This window comes from Amycolatopsis sp. CFH S0740 (genome assembly GCF_004522315.1).
Taxonomy (GTDB): domain Bacteria; phylum Actinomycetota; class Actinomycetes; order Mycobacteriales; family Pseudonocardiaceae; genus Amycolatopsis; species Amycolatopsis nivea.
In genome coordinates this window covers 199,661-216,412 of record NZ_SDLS01000010.1, presented here as the reverse complement: position 1 = coordinate 216,412, position 16,752 = coordinate 199,661, and the positions used below count along the sequence as shown (strand labels likewise).

Genomic DNA, 16,752 nt, shown 5'->3' with positions numbered 1-16,752 from the left:
CAAGACTGCTCGCCACCAGTATCGTTTGTGAAGAAGGAACCTCAACGAACCATAGGTACCCAATGGATACCAAGTATGCGAAAGCGTGCCCCTCGCGCACCGTGATGGACGTGCTGGCGAACAAGTGGACGCTCTACGTCCTCGGCCTGCTCCGCCAGTACGAACGCCCGCTGCGGTTCACTGAACTGCGCCGCGGCGTCGAAGGCGTGACGCAGAAATCGCTCACCCAGGTGCTGCGCAACCTCGAACGCGACGGAATGGTCACCCGCACGATCTACCCGACGATCCCGCCGCGCGTGGAGTACGCGCTGACCGATCTGGGCCGGGACGTCGGGGCCTTGACCGGCGCGATCGCCGACTGGTCGAAAGCCAACGCGGGCCGCGTGCAGGCCGCCCGCGCGGCTTATGACGACAGAAAAGACTAGGCGTTCTTCAGAGAACGCGCGATCACCATCCGCTGGATCTGGTTCGTCCCCTCGAAGATCTGTGGCACCTTCGCCTCCCGCATGTACCGCTCCACCGGGAAGTCTCGCGTGTACCCGGCACCGCCGAGGACCTGGACCGCGTCCGTCGTCACCTTCATCGCGCCGTCCGTCGCCACCAGCTTCGCGATCGACGAATGCCGCTGGAAGTCCAGCCCGCGGTCGCGGCGGCGAGCGGCGTCCAGGTAGGTCGCGCGGGCCGATTCGACTGTCGCCGCCATGTCCGCCAGCAGGAACTCCAAGCCCTGGAAATCCGCGATCGGGCGGCCGAACTGCGTGCGGCCCTTCGCGTACTCCACGGCCTCGTCCAGGGCCGCCTGCGCCAGGCCCACCGCGCACGCGGCGATCCCGAGCCGTCCCGAGCTGAGCGACGACAGTGCGATCTTCAGGCCGGCACCCTCGCCGCCGATGAGCCGGTCGGCCGGGACCCGGGCGTCCTCGAACAGCATCTGCGCCGTCGGGGACCCGGTGAGGCCCATTTTCCGCTCGCGCGGAGCAGCCGACAGGCCCGGAGTCGACGAGTCGACCAGGAGACACGAGATGCCGTGCCCGCCGTCGTCGCTCGTGCGGACCATCGTCGTGTAGAAATCTGCGACCCCGGCGTGGGTGATCCACGCTTTCGTGCCGTTGACGACGTACTCGTCCTCGGAAAGCCGCGCGCGGGTGGACAGCGCGGCCGCGTCCGAGCCGGCGTGCGTTTCGGACAGGGCGTACGCGCCGAGCAGCGAGCCGCCCAGCATGTCCGGCATCCAGCGGTCCTGCTGTTCTTCCGTGCCGTAGTGCGCCAGCGCGTAGCAGGACATCGTGTGCACCGACAGCCCGACGCCCACGCTCATCCACGCGGCGGCGATCTCCTCGAGCGCCTGCAGGTAGACCTCGTACGGCTGCTCGGCACCGCCCCAGCGCTCCGGGTACGGCAGACCCAGCAGCCCGGACTTGCCCATCAGCGTGAACAGGTCGCGCGGGAACTTCTCGGCCTCCTCGTCGGCCGCGGCGCGCGGTTTCAGCTCGTCACGGGCGATTTCCGTGACGAGTGCGAGCAGGTCTTCGGACTCCGGCGTCGGCAGCAGACGGTCGACCGGCATGGCTTCCTCCCAGGCGGCGGTACTGAAAACAGTACTGACGGATGATTGAGAGTACCGTATCCGGAGCGGGGCTGCCCCTGATCGGTAGGAGATAGTGACGTGATGTCCACCCCTGAAGCCCGTCGCCGGCCCACCGCGCGGCAGCAGGCGCTGCTGCGCGAGCTCGAGGCGTTGTTCCTGGCGGAGGGCTTCGCCGGCTTCACGCTCGACGACCTGGCCGCCCGGCTCCGCTGCTCGAAGTCGACGCTGTACGCGCTCGCGCCGAGCAAGGAGCAGCTCGCGGTCAAGGTCGTCGCGCACTTCTTCCGCGACGCCGCCGAACGCCTGGAAAAGCGGATCGCGGGCATCGACGACGCGCGCGAGCTGATCGGCGAGTACCTCTCCGGCGTCTCCGAGCACCTGAACCGGGCGTCGCCGGAGTTCATGGCCGACATCGCCGCCTTCGCACCCGCCCGCGACACCTATCAGCTCAACAGCCGCGCCGCCGCGCGCCGGATCCGCGCGTTCATCGACAAGGGCGTCGCCGACGGAGTGTTCCGCGACGTGCACGCGCGGCTCGTGGCCGAAATGACCGGACTGATCATCGAGGGCATTCAGACCGGCGTGCTCGGCAGGCGCACCGACGTGTCCGACGCGGAGGCTTTCACCGCGCTCGGCGAACTTCTGCTCGGCGGGCTCGACAAGAACTGATTTGTCCGCATCGGGACAGGAATTGTCAGCGCCCGTTCCTCTACACTCGCCGCTTGTGATCGTGGTGGGTGGAGAGGCGCTGGTCGACCTCGTTCCTGGCGAACCGTTGGATTCCACTGTGGACGGTGGGCTGCGTGCGCTGCTGCCCCGGCTCGGCGGTGGTCCATACAACGTCGCGCTCGCCGCGGCCCGGCTCGGCGTTCCCGCGTCGTTCCTGTCCCGGATTTCCACCGACCGGTTCGGCGTCGCGTTGGCGAATCGCCTTACCGCTTCGAACGTCGACACTTCCTTGCTGCAGCGCGGCAACGAGCCGACGACGCTCGCCGTCGTCGCGCTCGACGAACGCGGCGCCGCGCAATACACCTTCTACGTCGAGGGAACCGCCGATCGGCTGGTTTCCGATCCCGGTGCGCTGCCGGAAGAAACCACCGCGCTGTCGCTCGGAACGCTCGGCATGGTGCTGGAACCCGGCGCGAGCGCGTACGAGCGAATTCTGCGCCGCGAATCCGCGCGTGGGACCCTGACGGTGCTCGACCCGAACATCCGGGAGGCGCTCATCGCCGACCCGGCGGCCTACCGCGCGCGTTTCGCGTCGTGGCTGCCCGACGTGCGGCTGCTGAAGATCTCCGACGACGACGCCGCGTGGCTCGCCGAAGGGGCCGACCCGGTGGCCGCCGCGAAATCGTGGGTGGAGTCCGGTGTGGACGCCGTCGTGCTCACCCGGGGCGCGGACGGCTTGTCTGTGATCACTTCGGCTGGTGAGCTGGCACACGTTCCCTCCCGCAAGGTCGCGGTCGCGGACACGATCGGCGCCGGCGACACCGTGCAGGGCGCGTTGCTGGCCTGGCTGCACGAGCGCACCGTGCGCGACCTGGCCGCACTCGACGCCGGCGCGTGGACCGAAGCGCTTGCTTATGCGGCGAAAGCGGCGTCGATCACGGTCTCCCGCAGCGGCGCGGAGCCGCCGACCGCCGCGGAAATGGCGGCCACCGTGTGAACCTGGTCCCAATGGGGCCTTTTGGGGCAACGCAGCGAGTGCGGACTGACCCACCCTTCGACTAGCGTAGTGGTGAATTCATACCCAGCGGGGCGGTGTGCAGCGAGGCGCGTGTTTCCTCGCGTGAACACGTGGCTACTGCGGAACCTTGCAGGCGCCGCCGTCCCGTGCCCAACGTGAGAGGGACCTGCATGTCCGACGCGACGAATGCGGGGCAGTCCGGCGGCGAAACCGCGACGCTGCGCCTGCCGAGTGGCGAGCACGAGTTCAAGGTCGTCAACCCGGTCGAGGGCGCGCCGGGGATCGAGCTGGGAAAGCTGCTGGCGCAGACGGGGTACATCACCTACGACCCCGGGTTCGTCAACACCGGCGCCGCGTCGTCGGCCATCACCTACATCGACGGTGATGCGGGCATCCTGCGCTACCGCGGCTACCCGATCGAGCAGCTGGCGGAGAAGTCCACCTTCATCGAGGTGTCCTACCTGCTCATCTACGGCGAGCTGCCGACGGAGGCCCAGCTGGCCGACTTCACCGAGCGGATCCAGCGGCACACCCTGCTGCACGAGGACCTCAAGGCGTTCTTCTCCGGCTTCCCGCGCGACGCGCACCCGATGCCGGTGCTGTCCAGCGCCGTTTCCGCGCTGTCGACCTTCTACCAGGACTCGCTGAACCCGTTCGACGAGCCCAACGTCGAGCTGTCCACCATCCGCCTGCTGGCGAAGGTGCCGACGCTCGCGGCGTACGCGTACAAGAAGTCCGTCGGGCAGCCGCTGCTGTACCCGGACAACTCGCTGGGCCTGGTGGAGAACTTCCTGCGGATGACGTTCGGCTTCCCGGCCGAGCCGTACGAGGTCGACCCGGACGTCGCGAAGGCGCTCGACCTGCTGTTCATCCTGCACGCCGACCACGAGCAGAACTGCTCCACCTCCACGGTGCGGCTCGTCGGCTCGTCCGAGGCGAACCTGTTCGCCAGCATCTCGGCGGGCATCAACGCGCTGTTCGGCCCGCTGCACGGCGGTGCGAACGCGGCGGTGCTGGAGATGCTCGAGGGCATCCGCGACGACGGCGGCGATGTCGCGACGTTCGTCAACCGCGTGAAGAACAAAGAGCAGGGTGTCAAGCTCATGGGCTTCGGGCACCGGGTCTACAAGAACTACGACCCGCGCGCGAAGATCATCAAGAACACCGCGGACGAGATCCTCGGCAAGCTCAAGGGCGGCGACCAGCTGCTCGACATCGCCAAGAAGCTCGAGGAAACCGCCCTTTCCGACGACTACTTCGTCGAGCGCAAGCTGTACCCGAACGTGGACTTCTACACCGGTCTGATCTACCGCGCGCTCGGGTTCCCGACGAAGTTCTTCACCGTGCTGTTCGCGCTCGGCCGGCTCCCCGGCTGGATCGCGCACTGGCGCGAGATGATCAACGACCCGCAGACGAAGATCGGCCGCCCGCGCCAGATCTACACCGGCTACGCCTCCCGGGACTACACCCCGATGTCGGAGCGCTGAACCGCTGCTTCGTGAAACGCCCCGCCGTGCCTTCGCGCGGCGGGGCGTTTATCGTTGTGCGGCATGACGATGGAAGCGCCGGTCGTACTGTGGTTCCGCCGGGATCTGCGGTTGCGGGACCATGCCGCGCTGTTCGAGGCGGCCAAGCACAGCAAGCACATTCTGGCGCTGTACGTGCTGGACGACCGGCTCCTCAAACCAGCTGGTTCGCCGCGGGTCGCGTTCCTGCTGAATTCCCTGCGGGAACTGGACAAAGCGTTGTCCGGCCGGCTGATGGTGCGCTACGGCGATCCGGTGCGGGAGGTCGTGGCCGCGGCACGGGAGATCCGGGCGGCGGCGGTGCACGTCTCCGCGGATACTGCACCATACGGACGCGAGCGTGACGATGCCGTGGCTGAGGCCCTGGCAGAGCATCGAATTCAGTGGGTGCCGACGGGGTCTCCGTATGCCGTGACGCCGGGGCGGGTCACCAAGCCGGACGGTACCCCGTATCGGGTATTCACTCCGTTCTACCGCGCTTGGGCGCAGCACGGCTGGCCTCGCCCGGCGGACACCGATGTGTCTATTGTGGACTGGGTTAAGCCTTCTGCTTCGGACCCTTTGCCGGAAACCCCGGAGGTGGAGTGCGAGCTTCCGCCAGCGGGGGAGGAAGCCGCGCTGTCCGTGTGGCAGGAGTTCCTTTCCGACGGTCTCACGGATTACGCGGCCGAACGCGATCGTCCGGATCATGCTGGCACCACAAAGCTTTCGCCCTATCTGCGCTGGGGCGCGATCCATCCGCGGACGATGTTGGCCGACCTGGCCGGAAAACGGTCCGAGGGCGCGCAGGCGTTGCGGTCCGAACTGTGCTGGCGCGAGTTCCACGCCGACGTCCTGTGGAACCGGCCGGAAACCGCGCGGCAGAACTATGACCGGCGGTTCGACGGAATGCGTTACGACACCGGGGAAACCGCTCAGGAGATGTTCGCGCTGTGGCGCGAGGGGCGGACCGGCTACCCGATCGTCGACGCCGGGATGCGGCAGTTGCTGGCCGAGGGCTGGATGCACAACCGGGTCCGGATGATCGTGGCGAGTTTCCTGGTGAAGGACCTGCATCTGCCGTGGTGGTGGGGTGCGCGGCACTTCATGAAGCATCTGGTGGACGGCGATCTGGCGTCGAATCAGCTGAACTGGCAATGGGTCGCCGGTTCCGGGACGGATGCCGCGCCGTACTTCCGCATCTTCAACCCGACCACGCAGGGCCAGAAATTCGACCCGCAGGGCGATTACGTGCGCCGGTATGTGCCGGAATTGCGCGGGGTGGAAGGGAAAGCGGTGCACGTGCTGAAGGAGCGGCCGGAGGAGTATCCGGACCCGATCGTGGACCACGCGGAGGAGCGGCAGGTCGCGCTGCAGCGGTATGGGGCGATTACGGGGTCTTAGTGCGGTGTGCTCGTTCGTGGCTTTCCGCCAGCGATAGGCCGCGTTGCCGTTCCTCGATGATCGACCAGAATCGCGGGCACTTCAGCGGATCACTGGCCGGGCAGTGCCGTCCGTGTTCGAGCGCGGCTCGGGCGACTTCGATCCGGCGTTGCTGCTCGGTCAGTTCGGCGAGTTTGCCGTCGATCATTTCCTGGCGGCCGGATTGTTCGCCGGTGAGGAAACGGCCGATTTCGGACAGCGTGAAGCCGATTTCCTGGAAGAACAGCAGCACGCCGACGTCCTTGACCGCGGACTCGGCGTAACGCCGCCGGCCCGCTTCCCGTTCCGCCGGGCGCACGAGACCGAGTTCGTCGTAGTAACGCAGCGCGCTCGTCGGCACGCCGGTGCGCTCGGCCAGTTCGCCGATGGACAGGGTCGCAGTCATTTGACTTCAAGCGTACTCGAAGTGGTTCGCTCGCCCCATGAACGTTTTGGAGCGCGCTCTGCGCTGGTGGGGCCCGCGTGGCGGGATCGCGCAGTTTCACCGGCCGACCGGGATTCCGGGACACGTCGCCGGATTGATCATGGGGCGGCGGTCGTCGAATGTGACGCGTAATCGGTGGGCGGTGCGGTTGCTCGACATCCAGCCGTCCGAACGGGTTCTCGAACTCGGCTGCGGTCCGGGCGTGGCCGTTGTCGCACTGGCGGACCGGGCGGCGCTGGTGGTCGGCGTCGACCATTCGTCGGTGATGATTCGGCAAGCACGGCACCGAAACCGGTCGGCGGTCCGGGCCGGACGGGTGCGTTTGGTGTGCGCTTCGGTCGAGAATCTGGCGTTCGGCGAAGGGCCGTTCGACGCCGCGTTGGCCGTCAACACGCTGGGCATGTGGCCGGAGCCGGTTGCCCGGCTGAGAGAACTGACCCGGTTGTTGCGTCCTGGCGGGCGCATTGCACTGGTATCTCAACCACGGCAGCCTGGTGTCACCTCGGCTGCGGTGGTCGAGGAGTTGACCGGGGTACTCGCGGAGGCTGGCTTTTCCCGGCTCCGCACCGAAATGCTCGACTTGGATCCGCCAGTCGTGTGCGTACTGGCAGTGTCTGACTGAGCACGTCCGCCGGATCGGAACTCACCCGGTCCTCCTTGGCCCCGGGACTGTCCACGGGTCCTAACGGCGCAACGCGTCAACCAGCCGCACCCGGCTGCCCACGCGCAGTACCCCGTTCCGGTAGACCCGCGCCCCCGCCCAGGTGACCACCGCGATCAGCGCGACCGTCAGCACCAGCGACAGCGCGATTTCCCAAGCCTCGACCGTGCCGAGCGCGATCCGGGCAGGCATCAGAACCGGCGACAGCAACGGGATCAGCGACACGATCCGCGTCGCCGCCCCCTGCGGTGCTTGTGTCAGCAGGTTGATCCCCGCGACAAACCCGATGACCAGCGCGATATTCACCGGCCCGACGACGGCCTGCGTGTCCTCCTGGCGGGACACGAGAGCACCAGCCGCGCCGTACAGCATGGCGTAGAGGAGGAAGCCCAGCAGATACCAGACGAGTCCCCAACCCAGCGTCCCCAACGCGACGCTGGAAATCGAGAACACTCCGGAAACGCCGCCGGCCACCAAACCCGCCACGGCGAGGATCGCGAGCTGGGTCAACCCGACCAAGCCGAGCCCGATGACCTTGCCCAGCAGCAAATGCACCGGCCGGACTGTCGCGAGCAGGATCTCCACCACGCAGCTGGATTTCTCCTCGACCACGCCCTGCGCGACGAACATTCCATACGTCATGATGCTGACGTACAACAGAATCGCGACCACGATCCCGGTCACGAGTTTCGTCCCGGCTTGCGGATCCGCCGGTTCGAGAGCCTGGACGTCGGCGTGGGTGGCGGACACGGCCTGGTGCACGGCCGCGGGGTCGAGGTTCGCGGAGTACAGCTGAGCGTCCAGGACCTGTTGCTGTGCGATGGCGTCCAGCGCCGTCCGCAGCTTAGAGTCCAAAGTGGACTTCACGGTCACCCTTGGCCGGGAGGCGCTGCCGGACACGAGCGCGTCGACGTCGCCGTCGCGGACCTGGTTGAGTCCGTCCGATTCGGACTGTACGAGGACGATCTTGAGGTTCCGGTCGTTGTTCTCCAGTTGCGTGGCGATGCCCTGCGCTTGCCCGGCGAGCGCGACTTTCGTGGTCGACCGGTCGTGGGCGAGGAACACTTGCAGCGTGACGTAACCCAGCAGGAGCAACAGCATCACCGCGGTGCTGACCACAAAGGACCGGGTGCGCAGCCGCGCGTTGAGTTCCCGTTTGGCCACCAGCCGCACCGCGCGGGTGGGACGGATCCGGTTCATCGAGGTGCTCCCGGCGTGGCGACGGAATCACGGAACAGCTCGGCCAGCGTACGGCGGCGGTGGCTGAATTCCGTCACCGGGCCAGTGGCCAGCGCGGCGGCGAGCACGGCCTGGTCGTCGGCACTCGGCGACAGCTCCAGCACCGTCGTACTGCCGCGGTTTTCGACGACGCGGGCACCGGGAACCGTTGTCGCCCAACCAGGATTGGCGCTGGGCGCGGTGACCACCAACCGGCGCGCGGCGTCGCGGGTCAGCTCGTCCACGGTGCCGACCGCGACCATCCGGCCGTCGCGGATGATGCCGACCCGGTCGCACAGCCGCTCCACGAGGTCGAGCTGATGGCTGGAAAACACCACCGGCACGCCCGTCGCCGCCTTCTCGCGCAACACGCCGCTCAGCACGTCGACGGCGAGCGGGTCGAGACCGGAAAACGGCTCGTCGAGCACGAGCAGCGCCGGGTCGTGCACCAGCGCGGCGGCAAGCTGCACGCGTTGCTGATTGCCGAGGCTGAGCTTCTGGATGTCGTCCTTGCGCCGCGGCCCGAGCCCAAGCCGCGCGATCCACAACTCGGCGGCGCGGTGTGCGTCGTTGGTGCTGAGGCCGTGCAGTTCGGCGAGGTAGACGAGCTGGTCGATGACCTTCATTTTCGGGTACAGACCGCGCTCTTCGGGCATGTACCCGATCTGCGCGCGGGTGTCGTGCGTGACCGGCCGCCCGGCGAACCGCACCTCGCCGGAGTCGGCGGCCAGCACGCCGAGCGCGATCCGCATCGTGGTGGTCTTGCCTGCCCCGTTGCTGCCGACGAACCCGAACAGCTCGCCGGGAGCCGCGGTGAAACTCACGCCGTCGAGCGCGGTCTTCGTGCCGAACCGCTTGCTGATCCGGTCGATCTCCAGCGTCACGCGTCCCCCTCCAGCGGCGCACGGCTGAACACGGCCTCCACCGGCAGGTCGAACACCGCGCAGATGCGCAACGCCAGGTCGAGACTGGGGTAATGGTCCCCGCGCTCCAGCGCCCCGATCGTCTGCGGATTGACCTCGACCGCCCCGGCGAGCTCCGCCCGGCTCATCCCGCGCTCCGCACGCAACCCCGCCAGCCGGTTGTGGATCGGCAGCACCTTGCCACGCCGCACCGGGCTCATGGACCGCACTGTTGCAAAAACCCAACGACCCGTCAAGCTGCCTTGCCGGTAGTTGTCCGCCCCAATGCAGTCTCCTCCTCACCCCGAGCGGACTGGGCGAACGTACGTGAGGGGAACCCTGAGGGAATCAGATTCCCTCAGGGTTCCCCTCACGTACCTCACCAGCACCACGCTACCGAGAAGACGGCATTGGCGCGGTGCGGGCCGGGAAGGGTCAGGACAGTCCGGTCAGCGTTTTCTCCACCAGTTCCGCCACCCGCTCACGAGCGGCTTCAGCGTCGGCCGGGACGAGCGCCAACCGGGTGCGGCGTTCGAGGACATCCTCGACGGTCGTCGCGCCCTCGTGGCGGACGGCCCACACCACCTCGGCCGCGGTGATTTCCGTCGACGCGCACAGCGGGGCCGCGAATTCCGGCTCCAGTTCGCCGAGCGCTGCCACGCGGGGTGCTTCAGTGCCGTACTTGGCCACCAACCGCGCTGGAGCGTCCACAAGCGACAGTCGCGAGCGTGGTGCGGCACCGAGCAGCGGCAGCTTCGAGGTCCGCGACGGGCCTGCGGGCAATCCGGCGTGCGTCAGGGCGGCATCGACGGCGTCCTCGGCCATGCGTCGGTACGTCGTCAGCTTCCCGCCGACCACGGTGAGCACGCCGTCGGAACCGGTGACGACCGCGTGTTTCCGCGAGAGATCCGCGCTGCGTCCGGCGGAACCGGAGACCAGCGGTCGCAGCCCGGCATAGGAACCGATCACGTCGGAAGCGGTCAACGGGCGGTCCAGGACCGAAGACGCTGTCGACAGCAGGAAGTCCACATCGGACTCGGGAACAGTCGGGACGTCCGGAACGCCGCCGGATACCGGCTCGTCGGTGAGTCCTAAGTAGACCCGTCCGTCGAGTTGCGGCAGCAGGAACACGAACCGGTTGGTCTCGCCGGGAACCGGGATGTTGACCGACGTCGCTCCGACCCGGACGGTGTCCGGCGCGAGCACCAGGTGCGATCCGCGGGAGGGGCGCAGCTGCACAGAGTCAGTCAGGGTGTCTGCCCAGACACCGGTCGCGTTGATGACCTGCCGCGCGCGCAGCGTGTACGACGAAGTGCCATCACTTACCTGAGCCTCGTTGCCAGACAAGGAAACCGCCGACAAACGCGGGAGAATCCGAGCGCCGAGCAAGGCTGCGGTACGGGCGATGTTGACCACGAGGCGCGCGTCGTCAACCAACGCGCCGTCGTACGCCAGCAGGGCACCGCGAAGCCCTCCGGGGGCGAGGCCGGGGGACAGGGCCAGCGCCTCGGCAGCGGGGATCCGGCGCGGCCCGGGCAGCACGGACGACGGGGTACGCGCGGCCCGCCGCAACCCGTCGCCTGCCCGGAGACCGGCGGCGATCAACGCCTGCTGCGCGGCGGAAGTGCCGGGGTAGAGCGGAAAGAGCTGCGGCATCGCGCGCGTGAGGTGCGGCGCGGTGCGCGTCATGAGGATCCCGCGCTCCACGGCGCTCTCGTGGGCAAGCCCGAGTTCACCCTTCGCGAGGTACCGCAATCCGCCGTGCACGAGCTTGCTGGACCAGCGTGACGTACCGAACGCGAGGTCGTGCGCTTCCACCAGCGCGACGGAGAGCCCCCGCGCGGCCGCGTCGAGCGCGATGCCCGCGCCGGTGACCCCGCCGCCGACCACCAGGATGTCGACGCGTTCGCCGTCGACCAGCCGGGACAGTTCGCGCTCGCGGCGGCGCGCGTTGAGGGATCCGGTGCTCATGGTTTCAACCCCGATTCGACCAGGTGCCGGAATTCGGCGAGCAGCGCGGCCTCGTCGACGTCGGCGGTGGCCGGGCGCAGCGAGAACGCGAACGACTGCACGACCAGCAGCACCGATCGCGCCTGCGCGGCGACCCCGGCGACGCGCACCGAGCCGTCTCGGTGCCCTTCTTCGAGCAGGCTTCGGAGCACGTGCTCGGCGAAGTGCTGAGTCGCACCGAGCCGCTCCACGATGTACGGCAGCACCAGTTCGGCGTCGACGTCCAGCAGCGTCCGGAACAGCGGATCGGCGGAGAGCGCCCCGACGCTGGCCGCAGCCAGGTGCACGATGCGGTCGCGCGCGTGCGCGGTCTGGTCGCCGGTCTCGGTCACCCGTTGCAGCAGGCCGCTGAACTCGCGCGTCATCAGCGCGGCGAGGACACTGCGGACATCGGGGAACCGCCGGTACACCGTCATGCGGCTGACCTGTGCGGTTCGGGCGATTTCGGCCAGCGTGGTGCGCCGGACGCCGACCGCGAGCACGCACTGGCGCGCGGCGTCGAGGAGCTCGTCGTCGGCGACGCGAGCCGAGGTCGGGCGGCTGCGGGCGTCCGCGAGCGCGGAGGGGGCCGCTCCCGGGCGGGAGTGACGTTTGACGTCCATGTGTCACACTGTAGTCGTGAGCGATCTCATCAACCACCGCATCCGGCGTTCGTGGACCGAACAAGGCGCGGCCTCGGCCGGTCTGCCCGACCGCGCCGTCCGGTGGCTTGGCCAGCGTATCGGCCAGGTCGGCCCGGATCGAGGAGAGAAAACCAGCGCTCCGCGGCCAGTCGCGGACTCCGCGCTGACTGTGCCCGTCCGTACCGAGTTCGAGGAACTTCTCGGCGCGGACCACGTGCTGGTCGATCCTCAGGAGCGGCTCGGCCGCACCGGTGGTCTGTCCTATCTGGACCTGCTGCACGCGCGGGCAGGCGACGAGGTGCCGGTGCCGGACGCGGTGCTGCTGCCCGCGGACCCGGACCAGGTGCAGGCCGTGCTGGACGTCTGCGTGCGGCACGACATCGGGGTGGTCCCGTTCGGCGGCGGCACGTCGGTGGTCGGCGGGGTCGCGGCGCTGCGCGGCGACAAGGCCGCGGTGGTGGTGCTGGACCTGGTGCGGCTCGACGAGCTGGTGTCGGTGGACCCGGTGTCGCGGATCGCGGTGCTGCAGGCCGGCGTGCGCGGTCCGGAGGCGGAACGGCTGCTCGCGGCGCACGGATACACGCTCGGCCACGTGCCGCAGTCGTTCGAGCGCGCGACCATCGGCGGCTTCGCGGCCACGCGTTCGGCCGGGCAGGCGTCGTCCGGTTACGGCCGGTTCGAGGACATGGTCGCCGGGGTCCGGCTGGCCACGCCGAAGGGCGAGTGGCGGCTCGGCGTCGCGCCGGCGTCCGCGGCCGGACCGGATCTGCGGCAGCTCGCGGTCGGCAGCGAGGGCACGCTCGGCGTGATCACCGAGGTCGCGCTGCGGGTCCGTCCGTTGCCCGAGCAGCGGCATTACGAGGGCTGGATCGTCGACGGCTGGGAGGCCGGAGCGGCGGCGGTGCGGAAGCTCGCGCAGGACCACGCGCTGGCGGACGTCACCCGGCTGTCCGATGTGGACGAGACGAACGTGTCGTTCTCGCTCAACGCCGGGCTGAAGACCACGGCACTGAAGACGTACCTGGCGGCGCGCCGGATCAAGAACCCGTGCCTGCTGATCGTCGGCTGGGAAGGAGACGTCGCTCGGCGTCGCCGCCGGACGTCAGCCATGCTGAAGTGTTCCGGTGCCGTGCGGATCGGCAAGGTGCTCGGCGAATCCTGGCGGCACGGCCGGTTCAACGGCCCTCGGCAGCGGGACGCGTTGCTGGATCTGGGCGTGTGCGTGGAAACCCTCGAGACCGCGGCGTATTGGTCCAATTTGGACGAACTGCACGACGCGGTGCGCGCGGCATTGGTGGCCTCGCTGGGCCGGGCGATCGTGATGTGCCACGTTTCGCACGCTTACGAAACCGGTGCCTCGCTGTACTTCACCGTGCTGACCTCGCGCGACGACACCGATCCGGTCGGACAGTGGCAGCGCGCGAAAGCAGCGGCGTGCGAGGCGATCACCGGCATCGGGACGATCAGCCACCACCACGCGGTCGGGGTCGACCACGCGCCGTACCTGGAGGCGGAGATCGGCCGGATCGGGCTGGACGTGCTGCGCGCGGCGAAGTCCGCGGTGGACCCGACCGGGATCCTGAACCCCGGAAAACTGCTCGGCTGAACGCGCCCGCGCGGGCAGACTGGCGCGGGTGAGCGATGCAGTGGGTTCCTTTCCGCAATACGAAGTGTTCGCCGACGAATTCCTCGACCACGCGCAGAACGGGTTCTACAACGCGCACTACGACCGTCCGGCCTGCCTCGAATTACTGGGCGACGTCGCCGGGCAGCACGTCCTCGACGCCGCGTGCGGTCCCGGTCTCTACGCCGAAGAACTGACCGCCCGCGGCGCACGAGTGACCGGCTTCGACCTCAGCCCGCGCATGGTCGAGCTGAGCCGCGAGCGCGTGCCGGCGGGCGAGTTCCGCGTTCAGGACCTGGCCGAACCGCTGAGCTGGCTGCCGGACGCGTCGGTGGACCAGGTGCTCTTCGCCCTCGCGCTGGAGTACGTGGACGACCGGGTCGGCGCGCTGCGCGAGTTCCGCCGGGTGCTGCGGCCGGGCGGCGCGCTGGTGCTGTCGAGGCAGCATCCGACCGGCGACTGGCTCCGGCACGGCGGCAACTACTTCGACGTCCGGGTGATCGAGGAGGTCTGGAGCCGCGGCTGGAAGGTGCGGTACTGGCTGGCTCCGCTGGAACGCACCTGCGAGGAATTGCGCGAGGCCGGGTTCCTGATCGAGCAGCTGCGCGAGGGACGTCCGTCCGACGAGGCTGCCTTGGTCGATCCGGAGCGGCACGCCCGGCTCGCCCGGGAACCGCTCGGCTTCCTCACCGTGCGCGCGATTCCGCGGGTCAGCTAAAGGTGCGCTCCGGCGGCAGGACGGTGCAGGCGAGACCGTGTCCAGCCGCCGGTTCGCCGATAAGCGAGGCCGCATCCGCCTGGGCGACGTCGGCGACGCGGACCGGGGATCCGTTGACCAGCAATGGAAACCGGATCGGCGAGGCACCGACGTAAGCGTGCACTCCGGACAGCAGCACGCCGTCCAGCCGGATGTCGGCGTGGTCCAGCATCGCCAGGTCGTACCGATTGCCGCGGCCCTCGCAGACGTCCAGCACCGCCAGCTGTTCCGGCGTCGCGAACCAGACGAAGTGGTCCTCCGTCACGCCCGGCAGCGCGGTGAGCGTTGCCGGGCGCTGGCCGTCGCGTTGCCGCAACCCGGCGGCCCACACGGCGGCGAGCCCGGTGCACTGCACGCGCGCCGCGACGACCGGCCCGGTCAGGCCGAGCTGGCTGCGCAGCCAGGTGATCTTCGACGGGCACGCGTTCGACCCGTACGCGAGCACCGGCGTGCGCGAACGCCACCCCGGCGGCGCGGTGTCCAGGGCGTGGCCGGCGCCGTCGAGGTGCACGAACGAACAATCCGGCCGGGTTCCCGGGTACGGGTCGGCCGGATAGTCCGCGTCGGCGAAAAGGATCAGAACTCCACCACGCTGCGCAGCACGTCGCCGTGGTGCATTCGCTCGAAAGCCTGCTCCACGCCGTCGACGCCGATCCGCTCCGTGACGAACTTGTCCAGCGGCAGCCTGCCCTGCAGGTACAGGTCGACCAGCATCGGGAAGTCCCGCGACGGCAGGCAGTCGCCGTACCACGACGACTTCAGCGAACCGCCGCGCGAGAAGAAGTCGATCAGCGGCAGGTCGTTGAGCTTCATGTCCGGCGTGGGCACGCCGACCAGCACGACGGTGCCGGCGAGGTCACGGCCGTAGAACGCCTGCCGCCAGGTCTCCGGGCGGCCGACCGCGTCGATCACGACGTCCGGGCCGAACGAGTTCGTCGCGTCCTGCATCGCGGCGACCACGTCCTCCTCGCTCAGGCCGCGGCTGTTGACCGTGTGCGTGGCCCCGAAGTCCTTGGCCCACTGGAGTTTCCGGTCGTCGGTGTCGATGGCGACGATCGTGGTCGCCCCGGCCAGCTGCGCACCCGCGATGGCCGCGTCGCCGACGCCGCCGCACCCGATCACCGCGACCGAATCGCCGCGCCCGACCGAGCCGGTGTTGATCGCCGCACCGAGCCCGGCCATCACGCCGCAGCCCAGCAGCCCGGCGACGGCGGGTTCGGCCCGCTCGTCAACCTTGGTGCACTGTCCACTGTGGACGAGTGTCTTCCCGAGGAACGCGCCGACGCCCAGCGCGGGGGACAGCTTCGTGCCGTCGGTGAGGGTCATCGGCTGCTCGGCGTTGAAAGTCGAGAAGCAGTACCAGGGCTTGCCGCGTTTGCAGGCCCGGCAGGTGCCGCAGACCGCACGCCAGTTGAGGATCACGTAGTTGCCGGGCGCGAGATCGGTGACGCCCGCGCCGACCTTGTCGACCCGCCCCGCGGCCTCGTGCCCGAGCAGGAACGGGAACTCGTCGTTGATCCCGCCCTCGCGATAGTGCAGGTCGGTGTGGCACACCCCGCACGCCTGCACCGAGACGACCGCCTCGCCGGGTCCGGGATCCGGCACCACCACTGTCTCGAGCGTGACCGGCTCACCCTTGGCCCGTGACACCACTCCCTGGACCTCGTACGGCATGCGCACAACCTTTCACCGCGACGGCGTTCTCGAGCGCAGCTAATCACGGATCATGCGCATATCGCCATAGCCCGGATCGGTTCCACTACTCGCCAGTCGCGCCGTCGGCGAGCTCGCGGACCACATCCAACTGCCCCACATGCCGCGCGTACTCCTGCAGCACGTGGAAGAGGATCCAACTCAATGCCGGGGGCCGCTCCGGAGAATCGAAGCGACCGCCGCCGCGGGCGATGTCCTGGAGCTGCGCACCGGACACGATCGACCGGGAGTCCGCGCACGCGTCCAGGAAGAGCGCCCGGATCTGGTCCGCCGATTCCTCCGCGCCGACCGACCACTTCCCGGTCTCGGGGTCGTTCTCTCCCCAGACCGGATCGATGTGCTCGCCCAGGAATCCCCAGCGCAGCCACCGGCGCTCCACGAACGCGAGGTGCTTGAGCAGTTCGAGCGGAGTCCAGCCCGACGGCAGCCTGCTGGTGCGCAACTCGTCGTCGGACAGGCCGTCCAGCTTGCGCAGCAGTGTGTCGCGGTAGTAGTCGAGGTAAGCGAGCAGCAGCTCGCGGGGGTCCGACAGGCTGTCCGGAGGCTCGGTCACGGACGGCACCCTAACCCCGTCGCGGCCGGGCGAACCAGCCAATA

At 68.9% G+C, this 16,752-nt stretch carries 18 protein-coding genes; 8 read left to right on the top strand and 10 right to left on the bottom strand.

All coding sequences use genetic code 11. The features are described 5' to 3' along the window. The first annotated feature begins 62 nt into the window (after nucleotides 1-62). Complete coding sequence (locus tag EIZ45_RS19640; RefSeq protein ID WP_134665347.1) at nucleotides 63-425, top strand: helix-turn-helix domain-containing protein; 363 nt, start codon at nucleotides 63-65, stop codon at nucleotides 423-425. Here EIZ45_RS19640 and EIZ45_RS19635 read toward each other — a convergent pair. Beyond that, on the bottom strand, nucleotides 422-1,567 hold the full coding sequence (locus tag EIZ45_RS19635; protein ID WP_134665345.1) for an acyl-CoA dehydrogenase family protein: 1,146 nt from the start codon (nucleotides 1,565-1,567) through the stop codon (nucleotides 422-424). The genes EIZ45_RS19640 and EIZ45_RS19635 overlap by 4 nt on opposite strands. A 102-nt stretch (nucleotides 1,568-1,669) precedes the next feature. Here EIZ45_RS19635 and EIZ45_RS19630 point away from each other — a divergent pair, with 102 nt between their 5' ends. From EIZ45_RS19630 to EIZ45_RS19615, 4 genes are all read left to right on the top strand, one after another. Beyond that, complete coding sequence (locus tag EIZ45_RS19630; RefSeq protein WP_037369544.1) at nucleotides 1,670-2,257, top strand: TetR/AcrR family transcriptional regulator; 588 nt, start codon at nucleotides 1,670-1,672, stop codon at nucleotides 2,255-2,257. 55 nt (nucleotides 2,258-2,312) lie between these two features. Then, nucleotides 2,313-3,254 carry a carbohydrate kinase gene (locus tag EIZ45_RS19625; protein ID WP_134665342.1) on the top strand — a complete coding sequence of 314 codons (942 nt, stop codon included), beginning with the start codon at nucleotides 2,313-2,315 and terminating at the stop codon, nucleotides 3,252-3,254. Between the two features lie 191 nt (nucleotides 3,255-3,445). Continuing rightward, nucleotides 3,446-4,762, top strand: a complete 1,317-nt coding sequence (locus EIZ45_RS19620) for a citrate synthase (protein WP_134665340.1) — start codon at nucleotides 3,446-3,448, stop codon at nucleotides 4,760-4,762. A gap of 63 nt (nucleotides 4,763-4,825) precedes the next feature. Beyond that, complete coding sequence (locus EIZ45_RS19615; protein ID WP_134665338.1) at nucleotides 4,826-6,184, top strand: deoxyribodipyrimidine photo-lyase; 1,359 nt, start codon at nucleotides 4,826-4,828, stop codon at nucleotides 6,182-6,184. On the opposite strand, the gene EIZ45_RS19610 is transcribed toward EIZ45_RS19615, so the two are convergent. Next, nucleotides 6,171-6,608, bottom strand: coding sequence for a MerR family transcriptional regulator (locus EIZ45_RS19610; protein ID WP_134665336.1), 438 nt, complete (start codon nucleotides 6,606-6,608; stop codon nucleotides 6,171-6,173). The two genes, EIZ45_RS19615 and EIZ45_RS19610, sit on opposite strands and share 14 nt — an antisense overlap. 37 nt (nucleotides 6,609-6,645) lie before the next feature. Here EIZ45_RS19610 and EIZ45_RS19605 point away from each other — a divergent pair, with 37 nt between their 5' ends. Beyond that, nucleotides 6,646-7,269: a class I SAM-dependent methyltransferase gene (locus EIZ45_RS19605; protein WP_134665334.1), complete on the top strand. Its 624-nt coding sequence runs from the start codon at nucleotides 6,646-6,648 to the stop codon at nucleotides 7,267-7,269. A gap of 60 nt (nucleotides 7,270-7,329) precedes the next feature. Here EIZ45_RS19605 and EIZ45_RS19600 read toward each other — a convergent pair whose 3' ends face one another. The 5 genes from EIZ45_RS19600 to EIZ45_RS19580 all read right to left on the bottom strand — a co-directional run bounded on the left by EIZ45_RS19600 (nucleotide 7,330) and on the right by EIZ45_RS19580 (nucleotide 12,040). Then, complete coding sequence (locus tag EIZ45_RS19600; protein ID WP_134665332.1) at nucleotides 7,330-8,508, bottom strand: ABC transporter permease; 1,179 nt, start codon at nucleotides 8,506-8,508, stop codon at nucleotides 7,330-7,332. After that, nucleotides 8,505-9,404, bottom strand: coding sequence for an ABC transporter ATP-binding protein (locus EIZ45_RS19595; protein WP_205670063.1), 900 nt, complete (start codon nucleotides 9,402-9,404; stop codon nucleotides 8,505-8,507). Before EIZ45_RS19595 ends, EIZ45_RS19600 begins: the two co-directional genes overlap by 4 nt. Before the next feature lie 2 nt (nucleotides 9,405-9,406). Then, complete coding sequence (locus EIZ45_RS19590; protein ID WP_037819875.1) at nucleotides 9,407-9,649, bottom strand: helix-turn-helix transcriptional regulator; 243 nt, start codon at nucleotides 9,647-9,649, stop codon at nucleotides 9,407-9,409. A gap of 214 nt (nucleotides 9,650-9,863) precedes the next feature. Next, entirely contained in the window at nucleotides 9,864-11,399 is a 1,536-nt protein-coding gene (locus EIZ45_RS19585) for a glycerol-3-phosphate dehydrogenase/oxidase (protein ID WP_134665330.1), read from the bottom strand. Beyond that, a complete protein-coding gene (locus EIZ45_RS19580; RefSeq protein WP_037810967.1) occupies nucleotides 11,396-12,040 on the bottom strand; it encodes a TetR/AcrR family transcriptional regulator in 645 nt (214 codons plus the stop codon). The genes EIZ45_RS19585 and EIZ45_RS19580 overlap by 4 nt, the downstream gene beginning before the upstream one ends. A gap of 16 nt (nucleotides 12,041-12,056) precedes the next feature. Here EIZ45_RS19580 and EIZ45_RS19575 point away from each other — a divergent pair, with 16 nt between their 5' ends. Continuing rightward, nucleotides 12,057-13,667, top strand: a complete 1,611-nt coding sequence (locus EIZ45_RS19575; RefSeq protein ID WP_205670057.1) for an FAD-binding oxidoreductase — start codon at nucleotides 12,057-12,059, stop codon at nucleotides 13,665-13,667. 28 nt (nucleotides 13,668-13,695) lie between these two features. Continuing rightward, nucleotides 13,696-14,403 carry a class I SAM-dependent methyltransferase gene (locus EIZ45_RS19570; protein ID WP_134665328.1) on the top strand — a complete coding sequence of 236 codons (708 nt, stop codon included), beginning with the start codon at nucleotides 13,696-13,698 and terminating at the stop codon, nucleotides 14,401-14,403. Here the strand turns inward: EIZ45_RS19570 and EIZ45_RS19565 are convergent. From EIZ45_RS19565 to EIZ45_RS19555, 3 genes are all read right to left on the bottom strand, one after another. Next, nucleotides 14,396-14,953 (bottom strand): hypothetical protein, encoded by a 558-nt coding sequence (locus EIZ45_RS19565; protein ID WP_037810969.1) that lies wholly within the window; start codon nucleotides 14,951-14,953, stop codon nucleotides 14,396-14,398. The genes EIZ45_RS19570 and EIZ45_RS19565 overlap by 8 nt on opposite strands. Before the next feature lie 65 nt (nucleotides 14,954-15,018). Next, nucleotides 15,019-16,116 carry an S-(hydroxymethyl)mycothiol dehydrogenase gene (locus tag EIZ45_RS19560; RefSeq protein ID WP_134665326.1) on the bottom strand — a complete coding sequence of 366 codons (1,098 nt, stop codon included), beginning with the start codon at nucleotides 16,114-16,116 and terminating at the stop codon, nucleotides 15,019-15,021. A gap of 85 nt (nucleotides 16,117-16,201) precedes the next feature. Next, nucleotides 16,202-16,708, bottom strand: a complete 507-nt coding sequence (locus EIZ45_RS19555) for a DinB family protein (RefSeq protein WP_240690737.1) — start codon at nucleotides 16,706-16,708, stop codon at nucleotides 16,202-16,204. Between the last annotated feature and the right edge of the window lie 44 nt (nucleotides 16,709-16,752).

Coding starts and splice junctions, on each gene's coding strand:
- EIZ45_RS19600 (WP_134665332.1), bottom strand. CDS start 8,508: ATGAACCGGATCCGTCCCACCCGCGCGGTGCGGCTGGTGGCCAAACGG.
- EIZ45_RS19615 (WP_134665338.1), top strand. CDS start 4,826: ATGACGATGGAAGCGCCGGTCGTACTGTGGTTCCGCCGGGATCTGCGG.
- EIZ45_RS19640 (WP_134665347.1), top strand. CDS start 63: ATGGATACCAAGTATGCGAAAGCGTGCCCCTCGCGCACCGTGATGGAC.
- EIZ45_RS19580 (WP_037810967.1), bottom strand. CDS start 12,040: ATGGACGTCAAACGTCACTCCCGCCCGGGAGCGGCCCCCTCCGCGCTC.
- EIZ45_RS19610 (WP_134665336.1), bottom strand. CDS start 6,608: ATGACTGCGACCCTGTCCATCGGCGAACTGGCCGAGCGCACCGGCGTG.
- EIZ45_RS19585 (WP_134665330.1), bottom strand. CDS start 11,399: ATGAGCACCGGATCCCTCAACGCGCGCCGCCGCGAGCGCGAACTGTCC.
- EIZ45_RS19605 (WP_134665334.1), top strand. CDS start 6,646: ATGAACGTTTTGGAGCGCGCTCTGCGCTGGTGGGGCCCGCGTGGCGGG.
- EIZ45_RS19630 (WP_037369544.1), top strand. CDS start 1,670: ATGTCCACCCCTGAAGCCCGTCGCCGGCCCACCGCGCGGCAGCAGGCG.
- EIZ45_RS19560 (WP_134665326.1), bottom strand. CDS start 16,116: ATGCCGTACGAGGTCCAGGGAGTGGTGTCACGGGCCAAGGGTGAGCCG.
- EIZ45_RS19590 (WP_037819875.1), bottom strand. CDS start 9,649: ATGAGCCCGGTGCGGCGTGGCAAGGTGCTGCCGATCCACAACCGGCTG.
- EIZ45_RS19620 (WP_134665340.1), top strand. CDS start 3,446: ATGTCCGACGCGACGAATGCGGGGCAGTCCGGCGGCGAAACCGCGACG.
- EIZ45_RS19635 (WP_134665345.1), bottom strand. CDS start 1,567: ATGCCGGTCGACCGTCTGCTGCCGACGCCGGAGTCCGAAGACCTGCTC.